Origin of the sequence: Microbispora amethystogenes, from assembly GCF_016863015.1 — a bacterium.
GTDB lineage: Bacteria > Actinomycetota > Actinomycetes > Streptosporangiales > Streptosporangiaceae > Microbispora > Microbispora amethystogenes.
In genome coordinates this window covers 26,139-41,985 of sequence record NZ_BOOB01000063.1, presented here as the reverse complement: position 1 = coordinate 41,985, position 15,847 = coordinate 26,139, and the positions used below count along the sequence as shown (strand labels likewise).

The window sequence follows — 15,847 nt, the reverse complement described above, 5'->3', positions numbered from 1 at the left end:
GGTCAGGCCTCGTCCCGCTGCGTCGACTGGTCGTTCGCCCACGGAGCCGTGCCGGAGCCGCCGGCCGGGAGCGCCGAGCCGTTGCCGTTGGCCCGCTCCTTCGGCGTGATGACCGGAGGACGGTCCGACGGCAGGCGCTTGCCATATCCGGCGTAGGAGGGGCGCTTCTCCTTGGTCACGACGGGCGAGAAGATCTCGAGGACCTGCTCCCGGGAGAGCGTCTCCTTCTCCATGAGCTCCAGCACCAGGTTGTCGAGCACGTCGCGGTACTGGACGAGGATCTCCCACGCCTGGTCGTGCCCGCTCTCGATGAGGCGGCGGACCTCCTCGTCGATCGCCGAGGCGATCTGCTCGGAGTAGTCGCGCTCGTGACCCATCTCACGTCCGAGGAAGACCTCGCCGTTGCCGCTGCCGAACTTGCGGGCGCCGAGCCGCTCGCTCATGCCGTACTCGGTGACCATGCGGCGGGCGATCGAGGTCGCCTTCTCGATGTCGTTGGACGCGCCGGTGGTGGGCTCGTGGAAGACGAGCTCCTCCGCGGTGCGGCCGCCGAGCAGCATGGCGAGCTGGTCCATCATCTCGGACCGGGTCGCGAGGAACTTGTCCTCCATCGGCAGCGTCATCGTGTAACCGAGGGCGCGGCCGCGCGACAGGATCGTGATCTTGTGGACCGGGTCGGAGTTGGGCAGCGCGTGGGCCACCAGGGCGTGGCCGCCCTCGTGGTAGGCGATGATCTTCTTCTCCTGGTCCGACATGACCCGCGACTTGCGCTCCGGACCGGCCATCACGCGGTCGATCGACTCTTCGAGGGTCGACATCGTGATGAGCTTCTGGTCCTGCCGGGCGGTCAGCAGGGCCGCCTCGTTGATCACGTTGGCGAGGTCGGCGCCGGTGAAGCCGGGGGTCCGGCGGGCGATCACGTCGAGGTCGACGTCCTGCGCGAACGGCTTGCCGCGGCCGTGGACGCGCAGGATGCCCTTGCGGCCCTCCAGGTCGGGCCGGTCGATGACGACCTGGCGGTCGAAGCGGCCGGGACGCAGCAGGGCGGGGTCGAGGATGTCGGGCCGGTTGGTCGCGGCGATGAGGATCACGCCGCCCTTGACGTCGAAGCCGTCCATCTCGACGAGAAGCTGGTTGAGCGTCTGCTCACGCTCGTCGTGGCCGCCGCCGAGGCCCGCGCCGCGGTGCCGGCCGACGGCGTCGATCTCGTCGATGAAGATGATCGCGGGGGCGTTCGCCTTGGCCTGCTCGAACAGGTCACGGACGCGGGAGGCGCCGACGCCGACGAACATCTCGACGAAGTCGGAACCGGAGATCGAGTAGAAGGGCACGCCGGCCTCGCCGGCCACGGCCCGGGCGAGGAGGGTCTTGCCGGTGCCGGGGGGGCCGTACAGCAGGACACCCTTGGGGATCTTGGCGCCGATGGCCTGGAACTTGGCCGGGGCCTGCAGGAACTCCTTGATCTCCTGGAGCTCCTCGATGGCCTCGTCGGCTCCCGCCACGTCGGCGAAGGTGGTCTTGGGAGTGTCCTTGGTGATCAGCTTCGCCCGCGACTTGCCGAAGTTCATGACCCGGGAGCCGCCGCCCTGCATCTGGTTCATGATGAACAGGAAGATCAGGACGATGACGATGATCGGCAGGAAGCTCGCGAGGAGGCTGAGGAGGAAGTTCTCCTTCGGCACCTCGACGGTCCAGCCCTCGGACGGCTTGGACGTGTCGAGCGCCTGGGTGAGCTGGACACCCTGCCCTTCGACCCAGGGCGCCTGGATGCGGCTGACGCTCTTGTTCTGCACCGTGATCGGCTGCTTGAGCGTCAGCTCGACCCGCTGGTCCTTGTCGACCACGGTCGCGCTCTTGACATTGCCCTGCTGGATTTGCTGGACGACCGTCGAGGTGTCGGCGGTGGTGTAGTTGCCGTCCCCGCCGAACATCGTGGTGACGAGCAGGAGAAGCAATACGATGCCCAGGATCCACAGGAGTGGGCCACGTGTAAATCGCTTGAGATCCATCCGTTGCGGAACCCCGGCGGGCCCGTCCCTTCCTGACCAAGGCCTGCCCCGGGCGGACCCGGGGTCGCGGCATCCGTTACCGCTCCTTCTGGCTACCGAGGGACGGCCGAACGGCCCCCCACGGATATCCGAAGGTACACCCGGCCGCCGCGTCGGGTAACTGCCCGAGCGGCTCCGGCTTTGCCTTTCCAACGTACGTCAGCCAACCCCGTGTTCCCCGACCTGGCGCCCAATAACGCACGATCCACGGGTCACTTCGCTAAGGGCTTACTCCCCTCCGTACACATGCGGCGCAAGCGTCCCGATGAACGGCAGGTTGCGATAGCGCTCGGCGTAATCGAGACCGAACCCGATGACGAACTCGTTGGGGATGTCGAAACCGACGTAACGGACGTCCAACTCGACCTTCACCGCGTCCGGTTTCCGGAGCAGGGTGCAGATCTCCACGGAGGCCGGGTTGCGCGACCTCAGGTTGTTCAACAGCCACGAAAGGGTCAGGCCCGAGTCGATGATGTCCTCGACCACGAGCACGTGCCGGCCGGCGATGTCGGTGTCGAGATCCTTCAGCACCCGCACGACGCCCGACGACTTGGTCCCCGCGCCGTACGACGACACGGCCATCCAGTCCATCTGGACGGGCACGTGCAGCGCGCGGGCGAGGTCGGCCATGACCATCACCGCGCCCTTCAGCACACCGACGATCAACAGTTCCGTGCCGGCGTAGTCGGAGTCGATCTGACCGGCCAACTCCTTGATCTTCGTCTGCAGCTCCTGCTCCGAGATGAGGACGCGGGAGAGGTCCTTGCCCATGTCTGCTGCATCCACCTGGGGTTTTCCTTACGCGAGCGAGACGTTGTCCACAGCGAAGACAAGGGTGCCACAGCGCCTGACCACAACCACCCCCCCGGGTAGGTCCACCCCCTTCTGCCCGTGCCAGCCGGTCACCAGCCGGTCGACCGCCTCGATGTGCACCGCGGCGAGCGCGGCGGCGTGCGCCCCCGCCTCGACGGCGGCGCGCCTGATCACCCGCCGCCGCACCGCCGCCGGCACGTCCGCGAGGTCGGGCACCCGGAGCTCCCCCGCCGGTCCCCGCGACCGCGCGTGGACCTCCGCGGCCCACCCGTCGAGGGCGTCCGCGTCGTCCCGGCACAGCCGCGCCGTACGGGCGAGCGCCTCGGCGATCCCGGGCCCCAGCGCGTCCTCCAGCACCGGCAGGACGTCGTGCCGCACGCGGACCCTGCGGTAGACGCGGTCGTCGTTGTGGGGGTCGTCCCACGGCCGCAGGCCGAGGGCGGCGCAGGCCTGCCGGGTGCGCTCCCGGCCGAGCCCCAGCAGCGGCCTCCGGTAGATCCCGGAGACCTCCGCCATGCCGGACAGGGAGCGGGAGCCGCTGCCCCGGGCCAGCCGCAGCAGCACGGTCTCCGCCTGGTCGTCGAGGGTGTGGCCGAGCAGGACCGCCGCCGCCCCCAGCCGGCCGGCCGCGGCCGACAGCGCGGCGTAGCGCGCGTCCCGCGCCGCGGCCTCGGGGCCGCCGGCCGTCCCCACCGTGACCGTCAGCGCCTCGGCCGGGTCGAGGCCGAGCGCCCCCGCGAGCCGTACGACCTCGCGGGCCCGCCCGGCCGAGCCCTCCTGCAGGCGGTGGTCGACGGTCAGCAGCCCGGCGCGCAGGCCGAGACGCGGGGCCGCGAACCCGGTGGCCGCGGCCAGCGCCAGCGAGTCGGCGCCTCCGCTGCAGGCCACCAGGACCAGGGGCCCCCGCCCCCCGTCCGGTTCCGCGCACGCGGCGAGGTCCGCGAGCGACAGCCGTACGGCACGGCGGACGTCGGCGACGGCGGGATGCGGGCCCATGGGCCCATTCTCGCGGTGCCCCGCGCGAGCGCGGGACACCGAGGAGCTCGGGTCAAAGATCAGGTGAGCACGGGTCAGGTGAGCTCGGGTCCGGAGGAGGTGGTGAGGACCCGGGACATCCAGGCGTGGGGGTCGGCGATCTCGTCGCGGTCGGGCAGCGTCTCCGGGGAGGTCCAGACCTTGTTGAACCCGTCCATCCCGGCCTCGTCCACCACCGTGCGGACGAAGCGGGAGCCCTCGGCGTACTGCTTCATCTTCAGCTCGATGCCGAGCAGCCGGCGGACCAGCTGGTCGACGCGGGAGCCGCCCTCGCGGCGGCGCTGGAACTTGGCGCGGATCTCGGCGACCGACGGCACCACGCTGGGCCCGACCGCGTCCATGACGTAGTCGCCGTGCCCCTCGACCAGCGTCATCACGGCCGTGACCCGGTCGAGCACGGCCTTCTGTTCGGGCGTCTGGATGGCCTCGATGAGATTGCCCTCGCCGCCCTTGAAGGCGTCGGCCACCGCGTCGGAGGCGGCGCGCAGGCGCTCCAGCAGCGTCGTGAGGTCCATCTCGGAGGCGAGGAGGAACTCGGTCATCTGGCCGCGCACGTACTCCCGCAGCCAGGGCACGCCGGTGAACTGCACCCGGTGGGTCTCCTCGTGCAGGCACACCCAAAGGCGGAAGTCGCGCGGGTCGACGCCGAGCTCGCGCTCGGCGTGCACGATGTTCGGCGCGACCAGGGTCAGCCGGCCGGCCGGCGCGACGCCGGACGGGTCCGGCGGGAGGAACAGCTCGTACTGCCCGAGCACCCTGGAGGCGAGGAAGGCCAGCACGGCGCCCACCTCCAGGCCCGTGATGCGCGAGCCGACGGCGCCGACGATCGCCGGCATGTTGGACATCTTCTGCGTCAGCGGCTCCAGCACGACCCGGAAACCGTCGACGTTGGCGCGGATCCAGCCGGGGCGGTCCACCACCGTGGCCGCCTCGGGCGGCGCCGAGTCGATGCGGGTGAACTCCCGCACGTGCCCCTCGGCGTCCCGCGACAGCCGCCGGAGTTCGAGGACGGCCTGCCTGGCCTCCTCGCGGCTCACCTGCGGGCCCGGCCGCACGAGGCGCACTCCGGTCGTGACGGCCAGATCCCAGTCGATCACCTGCATACTCACCACCGTACGTTCTCCGCCTGCCCGCCGCGCGGGCGGCCGAGCGTGATCCGGCACCTCAGCTCTGGGAGACGATCGTGGCCATCTTGTCGAGGGCGGCTATGGCTCGCGTCGGATCGGCCACCTGATCGGCCATGAACGCGAAGGTCAGCAGCCGGCCCTCGGATGTGTACGCGATCCCCGCCAGGGTGTTCACGCCGTTCAAAGTGCCCGTCTTCGCGCGGACCAATCCGGCGCCGGCCGCCGAACCGGACCTGCCGTACCGGTTGTGCAGGGTCCCGGTGAAGCCCGCGACCGGAAGCCCGCTGATCAGCGAGTGCAGGCCGGGATGCGCCGGGGAGGCCGCCATGGCCAGGATCCGGGCGAGGCCGCCGGGCGTGATGCGGTTCCTGGTGGACAGGCCGCTGCCGTCGTGCACCTCCACGCCCTCGGCCACGCCGAGGCGGGTGAGCACGCCGCGGACCGTCGCGGCCACGCCCTCGAACGTGTGCGGCTGCCCCTCCTTCACGGCGGCCTGGCGGGCGAGCGCCTCGGCGAGGTCGTTGTCGCTGTGCGTGAGCATCCGCTCCACCAGCGCGTAGACGGGCCCCGACTCCACCCGGGCCACCTCCTGGGCGGCGGCCGCGGCCCGGCCCGGGCCGACGTCCTTGCCCACCTTGACGCCGTTCTTCCTGAGCAGCGCGGCGAACGCGTCGGCGGCGGTCCGCGCCGGGTCGGGCACCCGCGCGCCGTTCGCCGCCCGGCCCTCGTCGATCATGAGCGCGGACACCGGGGCGACGCTGCCCTCGGGGATGTACGTCGGCTTCCAGCCCGGCGCCGTACGCGGCCCGCCGAACAGGGACGCGTCGTACGACAGGCCGGCCGAGGTGACGCCGGCCGCCTTCAGCGCCTTGGCCGTACGGGAGGCGAGCAGGTCGAGCGACGCCGGCCTCGGGTAGGCGTCCCTCCGCTCCGCGGCGCTCGTCCCCGGGCCGGCCAGGGTGGGGTCGCCCCCGCCGACCAGGACGATCGAGCCCGGGGCGGTCCCTCTGACCACCCGGGTCGCCAGGCGGGCGTCCGGGCCCACCGAGGCCAGCACGGTCAGCGCGGTGACGACCTTCGTGGTGGAGGCCGGGGTGATGGGAGTGCCCGAGCGGCCGTCGAAAACGGTGGAGCCGGTCGCCACGTCGAGGACGATGCCGGCCACGCTGCCTCCCAGGGCGGGGTCACCCATCGCAGCGGCGAGCCGGGTGGTCAAAGTACCCTTGGCGGGGAGAGCCCCATCCCCCACCGCGGCCAGAACCGGACCCGCGGTCACCAGGGGGATCGGGTTCGGCTTCGGGGACGCGACCGGAGCCGGGGTCCTGTCGGCGTCATGGGCGATCAGATAGCTGCCCGCGAGGACGACGAAGATCTGCAGCAGGGCGAGGGTGGACACCACCACCCAGCGCTCACGTCGCACCACGTCACCCTCACTTCGCGCCGACCTTGAACACGCTTACGAGACATTAACGCCAGCCCGGGAGACCGGGGACTCATGCGGAGGAACGAGTGGAGTTCGACGTTGTCGTTGAGATTCCCAAGGGACAACGGAACAAGTACGAGGTGGACCACAAGACCGGCCGCATTCGCCTGGACCGCATGCTCTTCACGTCGACCCAGTACCCCGCTGACTACGGGTTCATCGAGGACACGCTGGGCGAGGACGGAGACCCGCTCGACGCGCTGGTGCTGCTCCAGGAGCCGACCTTCCCCGGCTGCCTCATCAAGTGCCGGGCGGTCGGGATGTTCCGGATGACCGACGAGAAGGGCGGTGACGACAAGGTGCTGTGCGTCCCGGCCACCGATCCGCGGATGGAGCACATCCGTGACATCCACCACGTCGCCGAGTTCGACCGGCTGGAGATCCAGCACTTCTTCGAGGTCTACAAGGACCTCGAACCCGGCAAGTCGGTCGAGGGCGCCAACTGGGTCGGACGCACCGAGGCCGAAGCCGAGATCGTCGCGAGCATCAAGCGTTTCGAGGAGATCGAGCACCACGACGAGGACCACTGAGCCGGTGCCGCGGGCGCTAGGCGGGCCGGGTGGCGCCGACGAGATCATGGCGCCAGATGGGTGAGATGCGGACCACGTCCCCCGTCTGGGGGGCGTGGACCATCATGCCGCGCCCGATGTAGAGGCCGACGTGGTGGATGGTGCCGGGGCTGCGGCTCAGCCTGCCGTAGAACAGCAGGTCGCCGCTTTGCAGTTCCTTGAGCGGGACGTGCCGTCCCGAGGTCCACTGGGTGCCGGTCCAGTGATCGAGCGAGACCCCCGCCCGCTGCCAGGCCCGCATCGTCAGTCCCGAGCAGTCGAACCCCGACGGCCCGGCCGCCGCCCACACGTACGGTTTGCCGATCTGTTTGAGGGCCCATTGGGCGGCCTCCCCGCCGCGCCCGGACGCCAGTCTGGCCGTCCAGGCCGGGATCGCCATACTGCTCCGCGCGGCCGGAGTCTGACGTCTGGATTTCTGCCTGGCCGCGTTCCTCGCCCGTCTCAGCTCGTCGACGCGGGCGCGGGCGGCGTCCAGGCGCTGGGAGATCTCCTCTTTCTCCCGCTCGATCAGCTGGGTCTGTCCGAGCTGCTCGTCCACGGCCCGCTGCGCCGCGTCCCTCGCCTGCCGGACCTCATCGGCGGTGCGGGACTGCTCGGCGTACGCGCGGGCCGCCTGTTCTCGGAGGATCTCGTAGATCTTCCGCGCGTCGTCCATCTCCGCGAGCGTCGCGTCCTGTTCGTCGCCGAGTTGCGTCAGCACGCTGGCTCTTCGCAGGAACTCGCCCGCGTCGCCCCAGCCGCCGAGCATGGCCGCGGCGGACGGCGCCAGCCGCAGCCGGCCGTACCCCTGGGCCACCCGGGTCGTCACCACGCTCCGCAACCGGTCGAACTCGCCGGCCGCCTGGGCGGCCCGCCGCTCCGACTGCTCGTAGTCGGCGCGGGCCCGCTCCAGCCGTACGATCTCGCCGTTGTACGCCTCGACCAGCCGCTCGGCGTCGGCGTCCAGCGCGTCCCTGCGGGCCTGGGCGGTGGCGAGATCGGCCGACGCCTTGCCCAGCTCACGCGCCCGCTCCTGCACCTGCTGCCGCGCCCTGGCTACGTCTTTCGACGACGGCTTCGGATCGGCCCCGGCCGGGGCTCCGAAGGTCAGGGCCAGACTTGACCCGAGCCCGGCGACCAGCCCCGACACTCTGAGGAGTGGCATTCCTTCCCCTTCCCTGCTCCACTCCCCTCAGTTCCCAGCGACTACTCTCCGTACACATCTAAGGTACGTCCAGTAATCGGCCTATGTGGTAGGTCGCCCTTTTTGCGGAGCCGGGAGATAGGTGGATCCGCTGGGCGAGGGCGGGCAGTCCCGGGGAGCGTGCGGATACGGATAGTGGGGACGTCCTCCGTGATGATGCTGGTGCTCGCGGTGGGGCGGGCGACGTCCCGGCCAGTGCGCCGGTGGCGGCCCGCCCCTCGGCGGGCCGCCGGTGGGCGGACCTTCGGGTGGGACGTCGGGGCCGTCGCCGGGGTCGTCCGAGCCGCCAGGGCCGCCGGAGCCCGGGTCGTCGTCCGGCGGCGTGGGCGTCTCGTCGGACGGCGGCGACGCGGAGCCGGAGGGCCTGGTCGTGGGCTTGATCGTGGGCTTGGTCGTCGGCGGAGTCGTGGGCTTGGTCGTGGGCGGCGCCGCCGGGCTCCGCGTCGGCTCATGGTGACGCGGGGGCCGGGCGGTGGCCGGAGTCACGGGAGCGGGCAGGGGCGCCGGGCGGGGCAGGACGACCGGATCGGCCGCCCGTACGGAGCCGCCGGGCTCGGCCGTGTCCCCGGAGGCGGGAGGCTCGGACGAGCTGTCGGCGGCGTCGTCGTCCGAAGTGCCGGGGGAGGCCGTGTCAGCCGGGCCGGAACCGGTCGCCGCCGGGGCCTCGGCCGCCGGAGGCCGGTGCCGCACGATCGAGTCGCCGGCCCCTTCACGCAGGTCACCGGAGAACTGGGCGAACACGAGCGCGATCGTCGCCACCGCCGCGACCGCCGCCACCGCGCCGGCCACGGCCTGGGCGAGCCGCCCCTCGCGCCGGGCGCCGGCCCGGGGGAAGCCCGCCACGGTCAGCCCGCCGACGCGCTTGGCGACGTACCGCCGGTAGGGCACGAGCTCGGGGTCGATGAAGCTGCTGAGCACCCGCACCCGCAGCGTCTCCGGCAGGGCGACCCGGGGCAGCAGGGAGAACACCTTGGCCGGGGAGACCTGCCTGACACGGTGGCCCGCGCAGGTCTCGCAGCGGGCGAGGTGGCGGGTGAGCTGCCCGCGCTCCTGCGGGGTGAGCTCACCGGAGAAGCCCCGGAGGATCGCCGCCGCCCGCTCGCAGTCGTGCGAGGGACGCCGGGCGATGATCTCGACCGTCACCGCCTCGCGCAGGCGTTCGGTGGCGGCGTCGAGGAGGGCCCGGGCATGCCGCTCACCGGTCCCGAGCACGGCGGCCACGTCGCCGGTGTCCATGTCGTGCCGGGCCACCAGTTCGAGCACCTCGCGGTCCTCCGCGGGCAGCGCGGCCACGGCGCTGCCGGCGGCCAGGCGCAGGTCGGTCTCGGCCTCGTCGCCCCCGGCGCGGGGGAAGGGCGCGGTCGGCACGGGGGCCTGGCCGGGCTCCGGCCCGCCCTCCTCCCCGGGCGTGCGGCGGCGCATGCACTCGCCTCTGGCCAGGGCGTACAACCAGGGACGCAGCATGCCCGGATCGGCGAGCGACCCTATGAGGGCCTCCGCGGCGATCAGCGTGTCGCGCAGGGCGACCTGGGCGGCGTCGGGCCCGGCCAGCAGCGTCCTGCAGTATCGGTAGAGCCCTCCGGCGTGGGTGTCGTAGAGAGCGGCGAGCGCTCCCGGATCCCGGGCACGCAACGCCTCCACCAGGACGCCATCATTCATATACGGAGAGTAAATGCTTGGTAACTACCCGCTCCACCCATTCGGCCGAAGTCGTTGTCCCCGTCCGTCCGCCTGGCGGAACAGCCGGCCCTCAGCCGGCTCGGTCTTCGCCCCGCCGCTCGCCGTCATCACGGTTCCGCCCTGACAGTCATCACCGCCTGGCGCACTCGGAACATCCTTCTGATCACCATTTGTGCTCACCGGCCCGCACAGCGGCGCCGACGGGAGACGATGCGTGGGTGAAGGGGCGCAGATCGTGGTGGCCGCTCCTGGTCGCCGTGGCGGTGGTCGCCGCGCTGGCCGTCGCGGTGAGCATGGTGGGGCATGTCCTCGACCCCGACGACCCGGTCAACCGGGCCGATCTCGGGTCCCTCGTCCTGGCCGCGCTGGCGTTCGCGACGCCGGTGGTCCTGTGGGCCCGACGCAGGGCCACTCCCGCACCACCCGCGGGTGAGGAGATCGTCACCGCCGCGAAGACCACCTTGACCGGCCTGGTCGCCGAGCAGTGGCGCACCGAGGCGACGATCCGATCGCTGGGCGACCCCGAACCGATCCCCGTCTCCTGGCACCTGACCGACGACCCGGGCCTGATGGACCACCCCCGCCTGATCGGCCACCAGCCGCTGACCTTCACCGGCACCAGCGACCGGATCCCGCGGCTCGTCGAGAGCTTCCGGGCGCTGCACCGCCGCCGGCTGGTCATCACCGGCGGACCGGGCAGCGGCAAGACCACACTCGCGGTGCAGCTGCTGCTGCACCTGGCCGACGATCACCGCCCCGGGGAACCGGTCCCGGTGTTGTTCACCATCGCCGGCTGGGACACCACCGCGCACCCGCGACTGCACGACTGGCTGGCCGCCCGGCTGGCCCAGGACTACCCGGCCCTGACCAACCCCGCGTACGGGCCCGACGCGGCCAAGACCCTGGTCGACCGCGGCCACATCCTGCCCATCCTGGACGGCCTGGACGAACTGCCCGGCGACGCCCGCGCCGCGGCGATCGCCGCACTCAACCGGTCCCTCGCGGACCGCGACCAGTTCGTCCTCACCAGCAGGACCGGCGAACTGGCCGCCGCCCTGGACCAGGCCGGGGACGTGCTGACCGCCGCCGCGGTCATCGCCCCCCGCCCCCTCACCCCGCAGGCCGCCGCCGGCTATGTGCGTACCTGTCTGCCCCCACGCCCCCGCCACGACTGGACCCCCGTCCTGGAGGCGTTGGAGAACGCCGACCGGCCGGGCCTGGCCGAGGTGGCCTCCATCGCGCTCGGGCTGTGGCTGATCCGCACCGTCTACATCACCCCCGCCACCGACCCCGCCCCGCTGACCGGCCCCCTCGCCGACGACCCCGGCAGGCTGCGCGCCCACCTGCTCAACCATCTGATCCCGGCCGTCATCCACGCCCGGCCCCCCACCCGCGGCCCCGCCGAGCACTTCCGCCCCGGTCACGCCTGGGACCCCGACCAGGCCCGCCACTACCTGGCCTACCTCGCCCGCCAACTGACCGCGCACAGCACTCGCGACCTCGCCTGGTGGAACCTGGCCAACCTCACCACCACCCCCGCCCAGCAACAACGCACCGGCTGCCTGGTCGGGCTCGTGGTCGGACTCGTCAGCGGGCTCGTGATCGGACTCGCCAGCGGGCTCGTGGCCGGACTTGGGCTCGCGGTCGGGCTCATGCTCGGACTCCTGCTCGGGCTCCTGTTCGGGCTCGTGCTCGGGCTCCTGTTCGGGCTCGTCGAGTGGGCGGAACAACCCGCGTCCACAAGCATCGCGATCACGCCCCAGTCGGTATGGAACGCCGACAGGACCCGTACCCTTCTGCGAACGACGACGTTCGGGGTCGGGGTCGGGCTCGTGGTCGGGCCATTGGTCGGACTCATCCTTGGGCCACTGGTCGGGCTCATGGTCGGGCTCGCGGTCGGGCTCATGCTCGGACTCCTGCTCGGGCTCGCGGACGGAGAACATCACGCGTGGTTGGTCGGCGGGATCACCATCCGGCGGCTGGCTCGCGCGGGGCATGTTCCTCGCAGGCTGATGGCGTTTCTCGACGATGCCCACCGCTTGGGTCTGCTGCGGACGGTCGGCCCCGTCTACCAGTTCCGCCATGCTGACCTACAGGATCATCTCGCCGCCGATCACGACGAAACGTACGAACCGAGGCCCGGGCGATAGGAGGGGTCAGGCGGGTTCGCGTACGGTCATGCCGGCGGCGGCGCAGCCCCGGGTGAGCGCGTCCAGGCCGAACGCGTCGACGGGGCCGAGGGCGCCGGTGCCGCGCACGCCCTCCGCGAGGGCCGTGGTCGCGGCCCAGGCGAGCACGCCGGCCGTGAACTCGTACGGGTCCCCGCCCGACAGGTGGACGGAGGACAGGCGGCGCCCCCGCGCGTCGTAGGCCTCCGCGACGATCCGGGACGACACGCCGGACACGCCCGCCGCCGGGGCCGCCGCTCCGCCACCCGTACGCAGCACCCGGTCGGCCAGGGCCTCGGTGACCCGCCTGGCGCCGGGCAGGGCGGCGATCACCGGGGTCGCCCGGGCCAGCACGCCCGCGACCTTGGTCAGCCTGCCCAGCCAGCCGAGATAGACGTTGACCTCCCGGAGGCCGGGGTGCGCGGGCGGCAGCGTGAAGTGCTCGGTGGCGCCGATGGACAGGCCGTGCCGCGGCCGGCCGTCCACCAGGAAACGCCGCGTGCGGCCGTGCTCGGGGACGATGCGCCCCTCCCGGAAGCCGTACATCGGCTCCAGGAGCATCCCCAGCATCGAGGCGCGGGTCCCGGCGCTCGCGCGGCGCGCCATGTCGCCGCCCACGAAGTAGCCGACGTCGACGCGGACCGCGTCCGCGCCCGCCTTGCGGAGGGCCAGGGCGGCGGCGAGGTTGCCGGGCACGTAGTCGTAACCGAAGGCGGTGACCAGGGCCGCGCCCCGGGTCGCCGCCGCGGGGCCGTACCGCTGGAAGATCCGCTTGATGAACGTGGGCTCGCCCGTGCTGTCGAGGTAGACGGCGCCCGCCTCGGTCGCGGCGGCCACCGCGGCCTCACCCCACCGGGCGAACGGCCCGACGGTCGAGATCAGCACGTCGCCCGGCGTGACGAGGGCCCGTACGGACTCCGGGCGGCCGACGTCGGCCACCGCGATCGGCAGGTCACCAACAGGCGATCCGGCGAGTGAGTCGGCGAGGGCGGTCAGCCGCGCCTGGTCCCGGCCCGCCAGCAGCGGCCGGGCCCCGCGCCGGATGAGCGCCTCGGCGGTGAGTCTTCCGGTGAACCCGGTGGCTCCGAAGAGCACGATCCTGGCCATTCCGCTACGGTAACCCGCCCCTCCTGCCGTGATCGGCGGTGGGCCGCTCACTGGCGCCGATCGTTGTACGGCGGATAGCCGCGGTCCTTGGCGAACGGCGCGGTGGTCGGCGAGGTCGTGTGCAGCGGAACCGCCCCGGCCCGCGCCAGATCCTCGTACGCCCGGGCGGTGGAGCCCCAGGTGTTGGCGTACACGTCGGTCGCGCTCACGGCCCCGCGGACGCCGTCGACCGTGATGACGAACCTCCGCTTCGTGCCCGGCCGCACGTCGTCCACGTACGACGTGGCCCCCGCGACCAGCTTGCCCGCGTCGTCGCGCAGCAGGGCCGTCACGGCGAGGGCGCCCGCGGGCCTGCGGAACGGGTCCAGCACGTAGCCCGTGACGAGGTAGGAGCCGTCCGGCTGCTTCTCGGTGAGCACGTCGGAGATTGGGAACCTGAGAAACGCCGACGGGGGCCGCGACGCGGCCCGCCACGAGGCGGGCCGGTAGTCGATCTTCACGCGGACCGGCTGCCCGCCGGTCGGCACCTGGCCGCCGAACGCCAGCGGGCGGCCCGGAGGCGCGGCGTTCAGCGGTTGTTCCAGGTGGACGACCTCCTTGCCCGCCGCGTCGACGGCCGTGACCACCGCGACGGCGTTCTCCCCGAAATGCCCGCGGTTGGGATTGCTCAGCACCCCCGCCCAGGTCACCGCGTACCCGGCCCCGGAGCGGACGACGGAGGACACCTGCTCCTTGAGGGCCAGCGGCATGGGGCCCTCCTGCTTGTGCTTGCTCGCGCACGACGCCGTCGCCAGTGCGGCGAGGGCGAGGGCGGCGGTTATGCGGCAACGTCGCGTCACTCAGCCGTCATAACCACTGAATGGGACGATCCCTCCAGGACACGCGCGCCCCCGCCGGTATCTTTACCGGCCGCTCAACGCGGGCGGACGACCCGCGTCTCGTCCCATACCGGCTCGGGAGACTCGTACACCCGCCCGTCGGAGCCGAAGACCAGGTAGCGGTCGAAGTCGGCGGCGAACCAGCGGTCGTGGGTCACCGCGAGCACGGTGCCGTCGAAGGCGTCCAGGCCCTGCTGCAGGGCCTCGGCGCTGGCCAGGTCGAGGTTGTCGGTGGGCTCGTCGAGCAGCAGCAGCGTGGCGCCCGACAGTTCGAGCAGCAGGATCTGCAGCCGCGCCTGCTGGCCGCCCGAGAGCGTCTCGAACCGCTGATCGGCGATCCGCCCGGCCAGCTCGTAGCGGGCCAGTGCCTTCATCGCCTCGTTCTTCAGCCGGGCGTGCTCGGTCATGACGATCTCGCAGGGCGTACGGCCGAGCAGTTCGGGGCGGGCGTGGGTCTGCGCGAAGTGGCCGGGCACGACCCGCGCGCCGAGTCTGACCACCCCGGCGTGGCGGACCTCCTCGCCCGCCAGCAGCCGGAGGAAGTGCGACTTGCCCGAGCCGTTCGAGCCGAGCACGGCCACCCGCTCGCCGTACCAGACCTCCAGGTCGAACGGCTTCATCAGGCCGGTCAGCTCCAGACCCCCGCAGATCACCGCCCGTTTGCCCGTACGGCCGCCGCGCAGGCGCATGCTGATGAGCTGGTCCTTGGGCGCGAGCTCCGGCGGCCCGGCCTCCTCGAACCGGCGCAGCCGCGTCTGCGCCGCGTGGTAGGCGGAAGCCATGCCGTCGTTGTAGGTGGCCTTCTGCTTGAGCATGACCACCAGACGCCTGAGCTTGGCGTGCTCCTCGTCCCAACGCCGGCGCAGCTCGTCGAGCCGCTCGCCCCGCTCCCTGCGGGCCTGCGCGTACGTCCCGAAGCCGCCGCCGTGGATCCAGACGTTGCCCGACTCGACCGTGACGATCCGGTCGGCGGCGTTGGCGAGAAGCTGGCGGTCGTGGGAGACCAGCAGCACGGTCTTGGGCGTCTCGCGCAGCGCCCCTTCCAGCCAGACCTTGCCGGGCACGTCGAGGTAGTTGTCGGGCTCGTCGAGCAGCAGCACCTGGTCGGGGCCGCGCAGCAGGGCCTCCAGGACCAGCCGCTTCTGCTCGCCGCCGGACAGCGTGCCCACCTCGCGATACTTCACCCTGTCGTACGGCGCGCCGAGCGCGGCCATCGCGCAGGCGTCCCACAGGACCTCGATGTCGTAGCCCCCGGCGTCGCCGTAGTCGGTGATCGCCTGGGCGTACCGCATCTGGGCCTTCTCGTCGTCCCGCTCCATCATCACGAGCTCGGCGGCGTGCAGCCGCTCCGCCGCCGTCCTGACGCGTTCCGGCGCGACGCTGAGCAGCAGGTCCTGGACCGTGCTGCCGTCCCGGATGTTGCCGACGAACTGCCGCATCACCCCGAGGCCGCCCGAATGGGCGACCGTGCCCTCGACCGGCTGGAGGTCTCCCGCGATCATCCGGAGCAGGGTGGTCTTGCCCGCGCCGTTCGGACCCACCAGGGCGGCCTTGACGCCCTCCCCGACCCGGAACGAGACGTCGTTCAGGAGCATCCTGCCGTCCGGCAGGACATGCGTCAGATGCCCGACCTCAACGTGTCCCACCGTGGATCTCCTGCCGGGATGTCTTCGTGCGCTTCCCGCGCAGGCTACCCATCCCTTTCACCCACGGCATCCCGTTTTCGCCGCCCAGCCGAGAGCTTGCGGGAGTCCGG

At 72.2% G+C, this 15,847-nt stretch carries 12 protein-coding genes; 2 read left to right on the top strand and 10 right to left on the bottom strand.

Annotated elements, in window-relative coordinates; genetic code table 11:
* Positions 1 to 2: 2 nt before the first annotated feature.
* The 5 genes from ftsH to dacB form a co-directional block, all read right to left on the bottom strand.
* Positions 3 to 2,009: an ATP-dependent zinc metalloprotease FtsH gene (gene ftsH / locus Mam01_RS33450; protein WP_204289169.1), complete on the bottom strand. Its 2,007-nt coding sequence runs from the start codon at positions 2,007 to 2,009 to the stop codon at positions 3 to 5.
* A gap of 267 nt (positions 2,010 to 2,276) precedes the next feature.
* A complete protein-coding gene (gene hpt / locus Mam01_RS33445; RefSeq protein ID WP_225312126.1) occupies positions 2,277 to 2,834 on the bottom strand; it encodes a hypoxanthine phosphoribosyltransferase in 558 nt (185 codons plus the stop codon).
* Positions 2,835 to 2,846: 12 nt separating this feature from the next.
* The gene (gene tilS, locus Mam01_RS33440) at positions 2,847 to 3,857 is read right to left on the bottom strand and encodes a tRNA lysidine(34) synthetase TilS (protein ID WP_204289168.1); all 1,011 of its coding nucleotides are present in this window, start codon (positions 3,855 to 3,857) and stop codon (positions 2,847 to 2,849) included.
* A 74-nt stretch (positions 3,858 to 3,931) separates the two neighbouring features.
* Entirely contained in the window at positions 3,932 to 4,999 is a 1,068-nt protein-coding gene (locus Mam01_RS33435; protein ID WP_204289167.1) for an Rv3626c family coenzyme F420 biosynthesis-associated protein, read from the bottom strand.
* A 61-nt stretch (positions 5,000 to 5,060) separates the two neighbouring features.
* Entirely contained in the window at positions 5,061 to 6,446 is a 1,386-nt protein-coding gene (gene dacB / locus Mam01_RS33430; RefSeq protein ID WP_239101816.1) for a D-alanyl-D-alanine carboxypeptidase/D-alanyl-D-alanine endopeptidase, read from the bottom strand.
* Positions 6,447 to 6,532: 86 nt separating this feature from the next.
* Here dacB and Mam01_RS33425 point away from each other — a divergent pair, with 86 nt between their 5' ends.
* Positions 6,533 to 7,036: an inorganic diphosphatase gene (locus Mam01_RS33425; RefSeq protein WP_150939591.1), complete on the top strand. Its 504-nt coding sequence runs from the start codon at positions 6,533 to 6,535 to the stop codon at positions 7,034 to 7,036.
* 16 nt (positions 7,037 to 7,052) lie between these two features.
* Here Mam01_RS33425 and Mam01_RS33420 read toward each other — a convergent pair whose 3' ends face one another.
* Positions 7,053 to 8,219: a C40 family peptidase gene (locus tag Mam01_RS33420; RefSeq protein ID WP_204289166.1), complete on the bottom strand. Its 1,167-nt coding sequence runs from the start codon at positions 8,217 to 8,219 to the stop codon at positions 7,053 to 7,055.
* An 81-nt stretch (positions 8,220 to 8,300) separates the two neighbouring features.
* Positions 8,301 to 9,917: an RNA polymerase sigma factor gene (locus tag Mam01_RS37480; protein WP_204289165.1), complete on the bottom strand. Its 1,617-nt coding sequence runs from the start codon at positions 9,915 to 9,917 to the stop codon at positions 8,301 to 8,303.
* Between the two features lie 239 nt (positions 9,918 to 10,156).
* Here Mam01_RS37480 and Mam01_RS33410 point away from each other — a divergent pair, with 239 nt between their 5' ends.
* Positions 10,157 to 12,088, top strand: coding sequence for an NACHT domain-containing protein (locus tag Mam01_RS33410; protein WP_204289164.1), 1,932 nt, complete (start codon positions 10,157 to 10,159; stop codon positions 12,086 to 12,088).
* A 6-nt stretch (positions 12,089 to 12,094) separates the two neighbouring features.
* Here Mam01_RS33410 and Mam01_RS33405 read toward each other — a convergent pair whose 3' ends face one another.
* The 3 genes from Mam01_RS33405 to Mam01_RS33395 all read right to left on the bottom strand — a co-directional run bounded on the left by Mam01_RS33405 (position 12,095) and on the right by Mam01_RS33395 (position 15,737).
* Entirely contained in the window at positions 12,095 to 13,213 is a 1,119-nt protein-coding gene (locus Mam01_RS33405) for a saccharopine dehydrogenase family protein (protein WP_204289163.1), read from the bottom strand.
* Positions 13,214 to 13,260: 47 nt separating this feature from the next.
* Positions 13,261 to 14,052 (bottom strand): hypothetical protein, encoded by a 792-nt coding sequence (locus Mam01_RS33400; protein ID WP_204289162.1) that lies wholly within the window; start codon positions 14,050 to 14,052, stop codon positions 13,261 to 13,263.
* Between the two features lie 74 nt (positions 14,053 to 14,126).
* Positions 14,127 to 15,737, bottom strand: a complete 1,611-nt coding sequence (locus tag Mam01_RS33395) for an ABC-F family ATP-binding cassette domain-containing protein (RefSeq protein ID WP_204289161.1) — start codon at positions 15,735 to 15,737, stop codon at positions 14,127 to 14,129.
* Positions 15,738 to 15,847 lie beyond the last annotated feature (110 nt).

Bases quoted from the DNA above. Each gene is read 5' to 3' on its own strand.
- Mam01_RS37480 (WP_204289165.1), bottom strand. From the start codon at position 9,917: ATGAATGATGGCGTCCTGGTGGAGGCGTTGCGTGCCCGGGATCCGGGA.
- Mam01_RS33405 (WP_204289163.1), bottom strand. From the start codon at position 13,213: ATGGCCAGGATCGTGCTCTTCGGAGCCACCGGGTTCACCGGAAGACTC.
- Mam01_RS33420 (WP_204289166.1), bottom strand. From the start codon at position 8,219: ATGCCACTCCTCAGAGTGTCGGGGCTGGTCGCCGGGCTCGGGTCAAGT.
- Mam01_RS33435 (WP_204289167.1), bottom strand. From the start codon at position 4,999: ATGCAGGTGATCGACTGGGATCTGGCCGTCACGACCGGAGTGCGCCTC.
- ftsH (WP_204289169.1), bottom strand. From the start codon at position 2,009: ATGGATCTCAAGCGATTTACACGTGGCCCACTCCTGTGGATCCTGGGC.
- tilS (WP_204289168.1), bottom strand. From the start codon at position 3,857: ATGGGCCCGCATCCCGCCGTCGCCGACGTCCGCCGTGCCGTACGGCTG.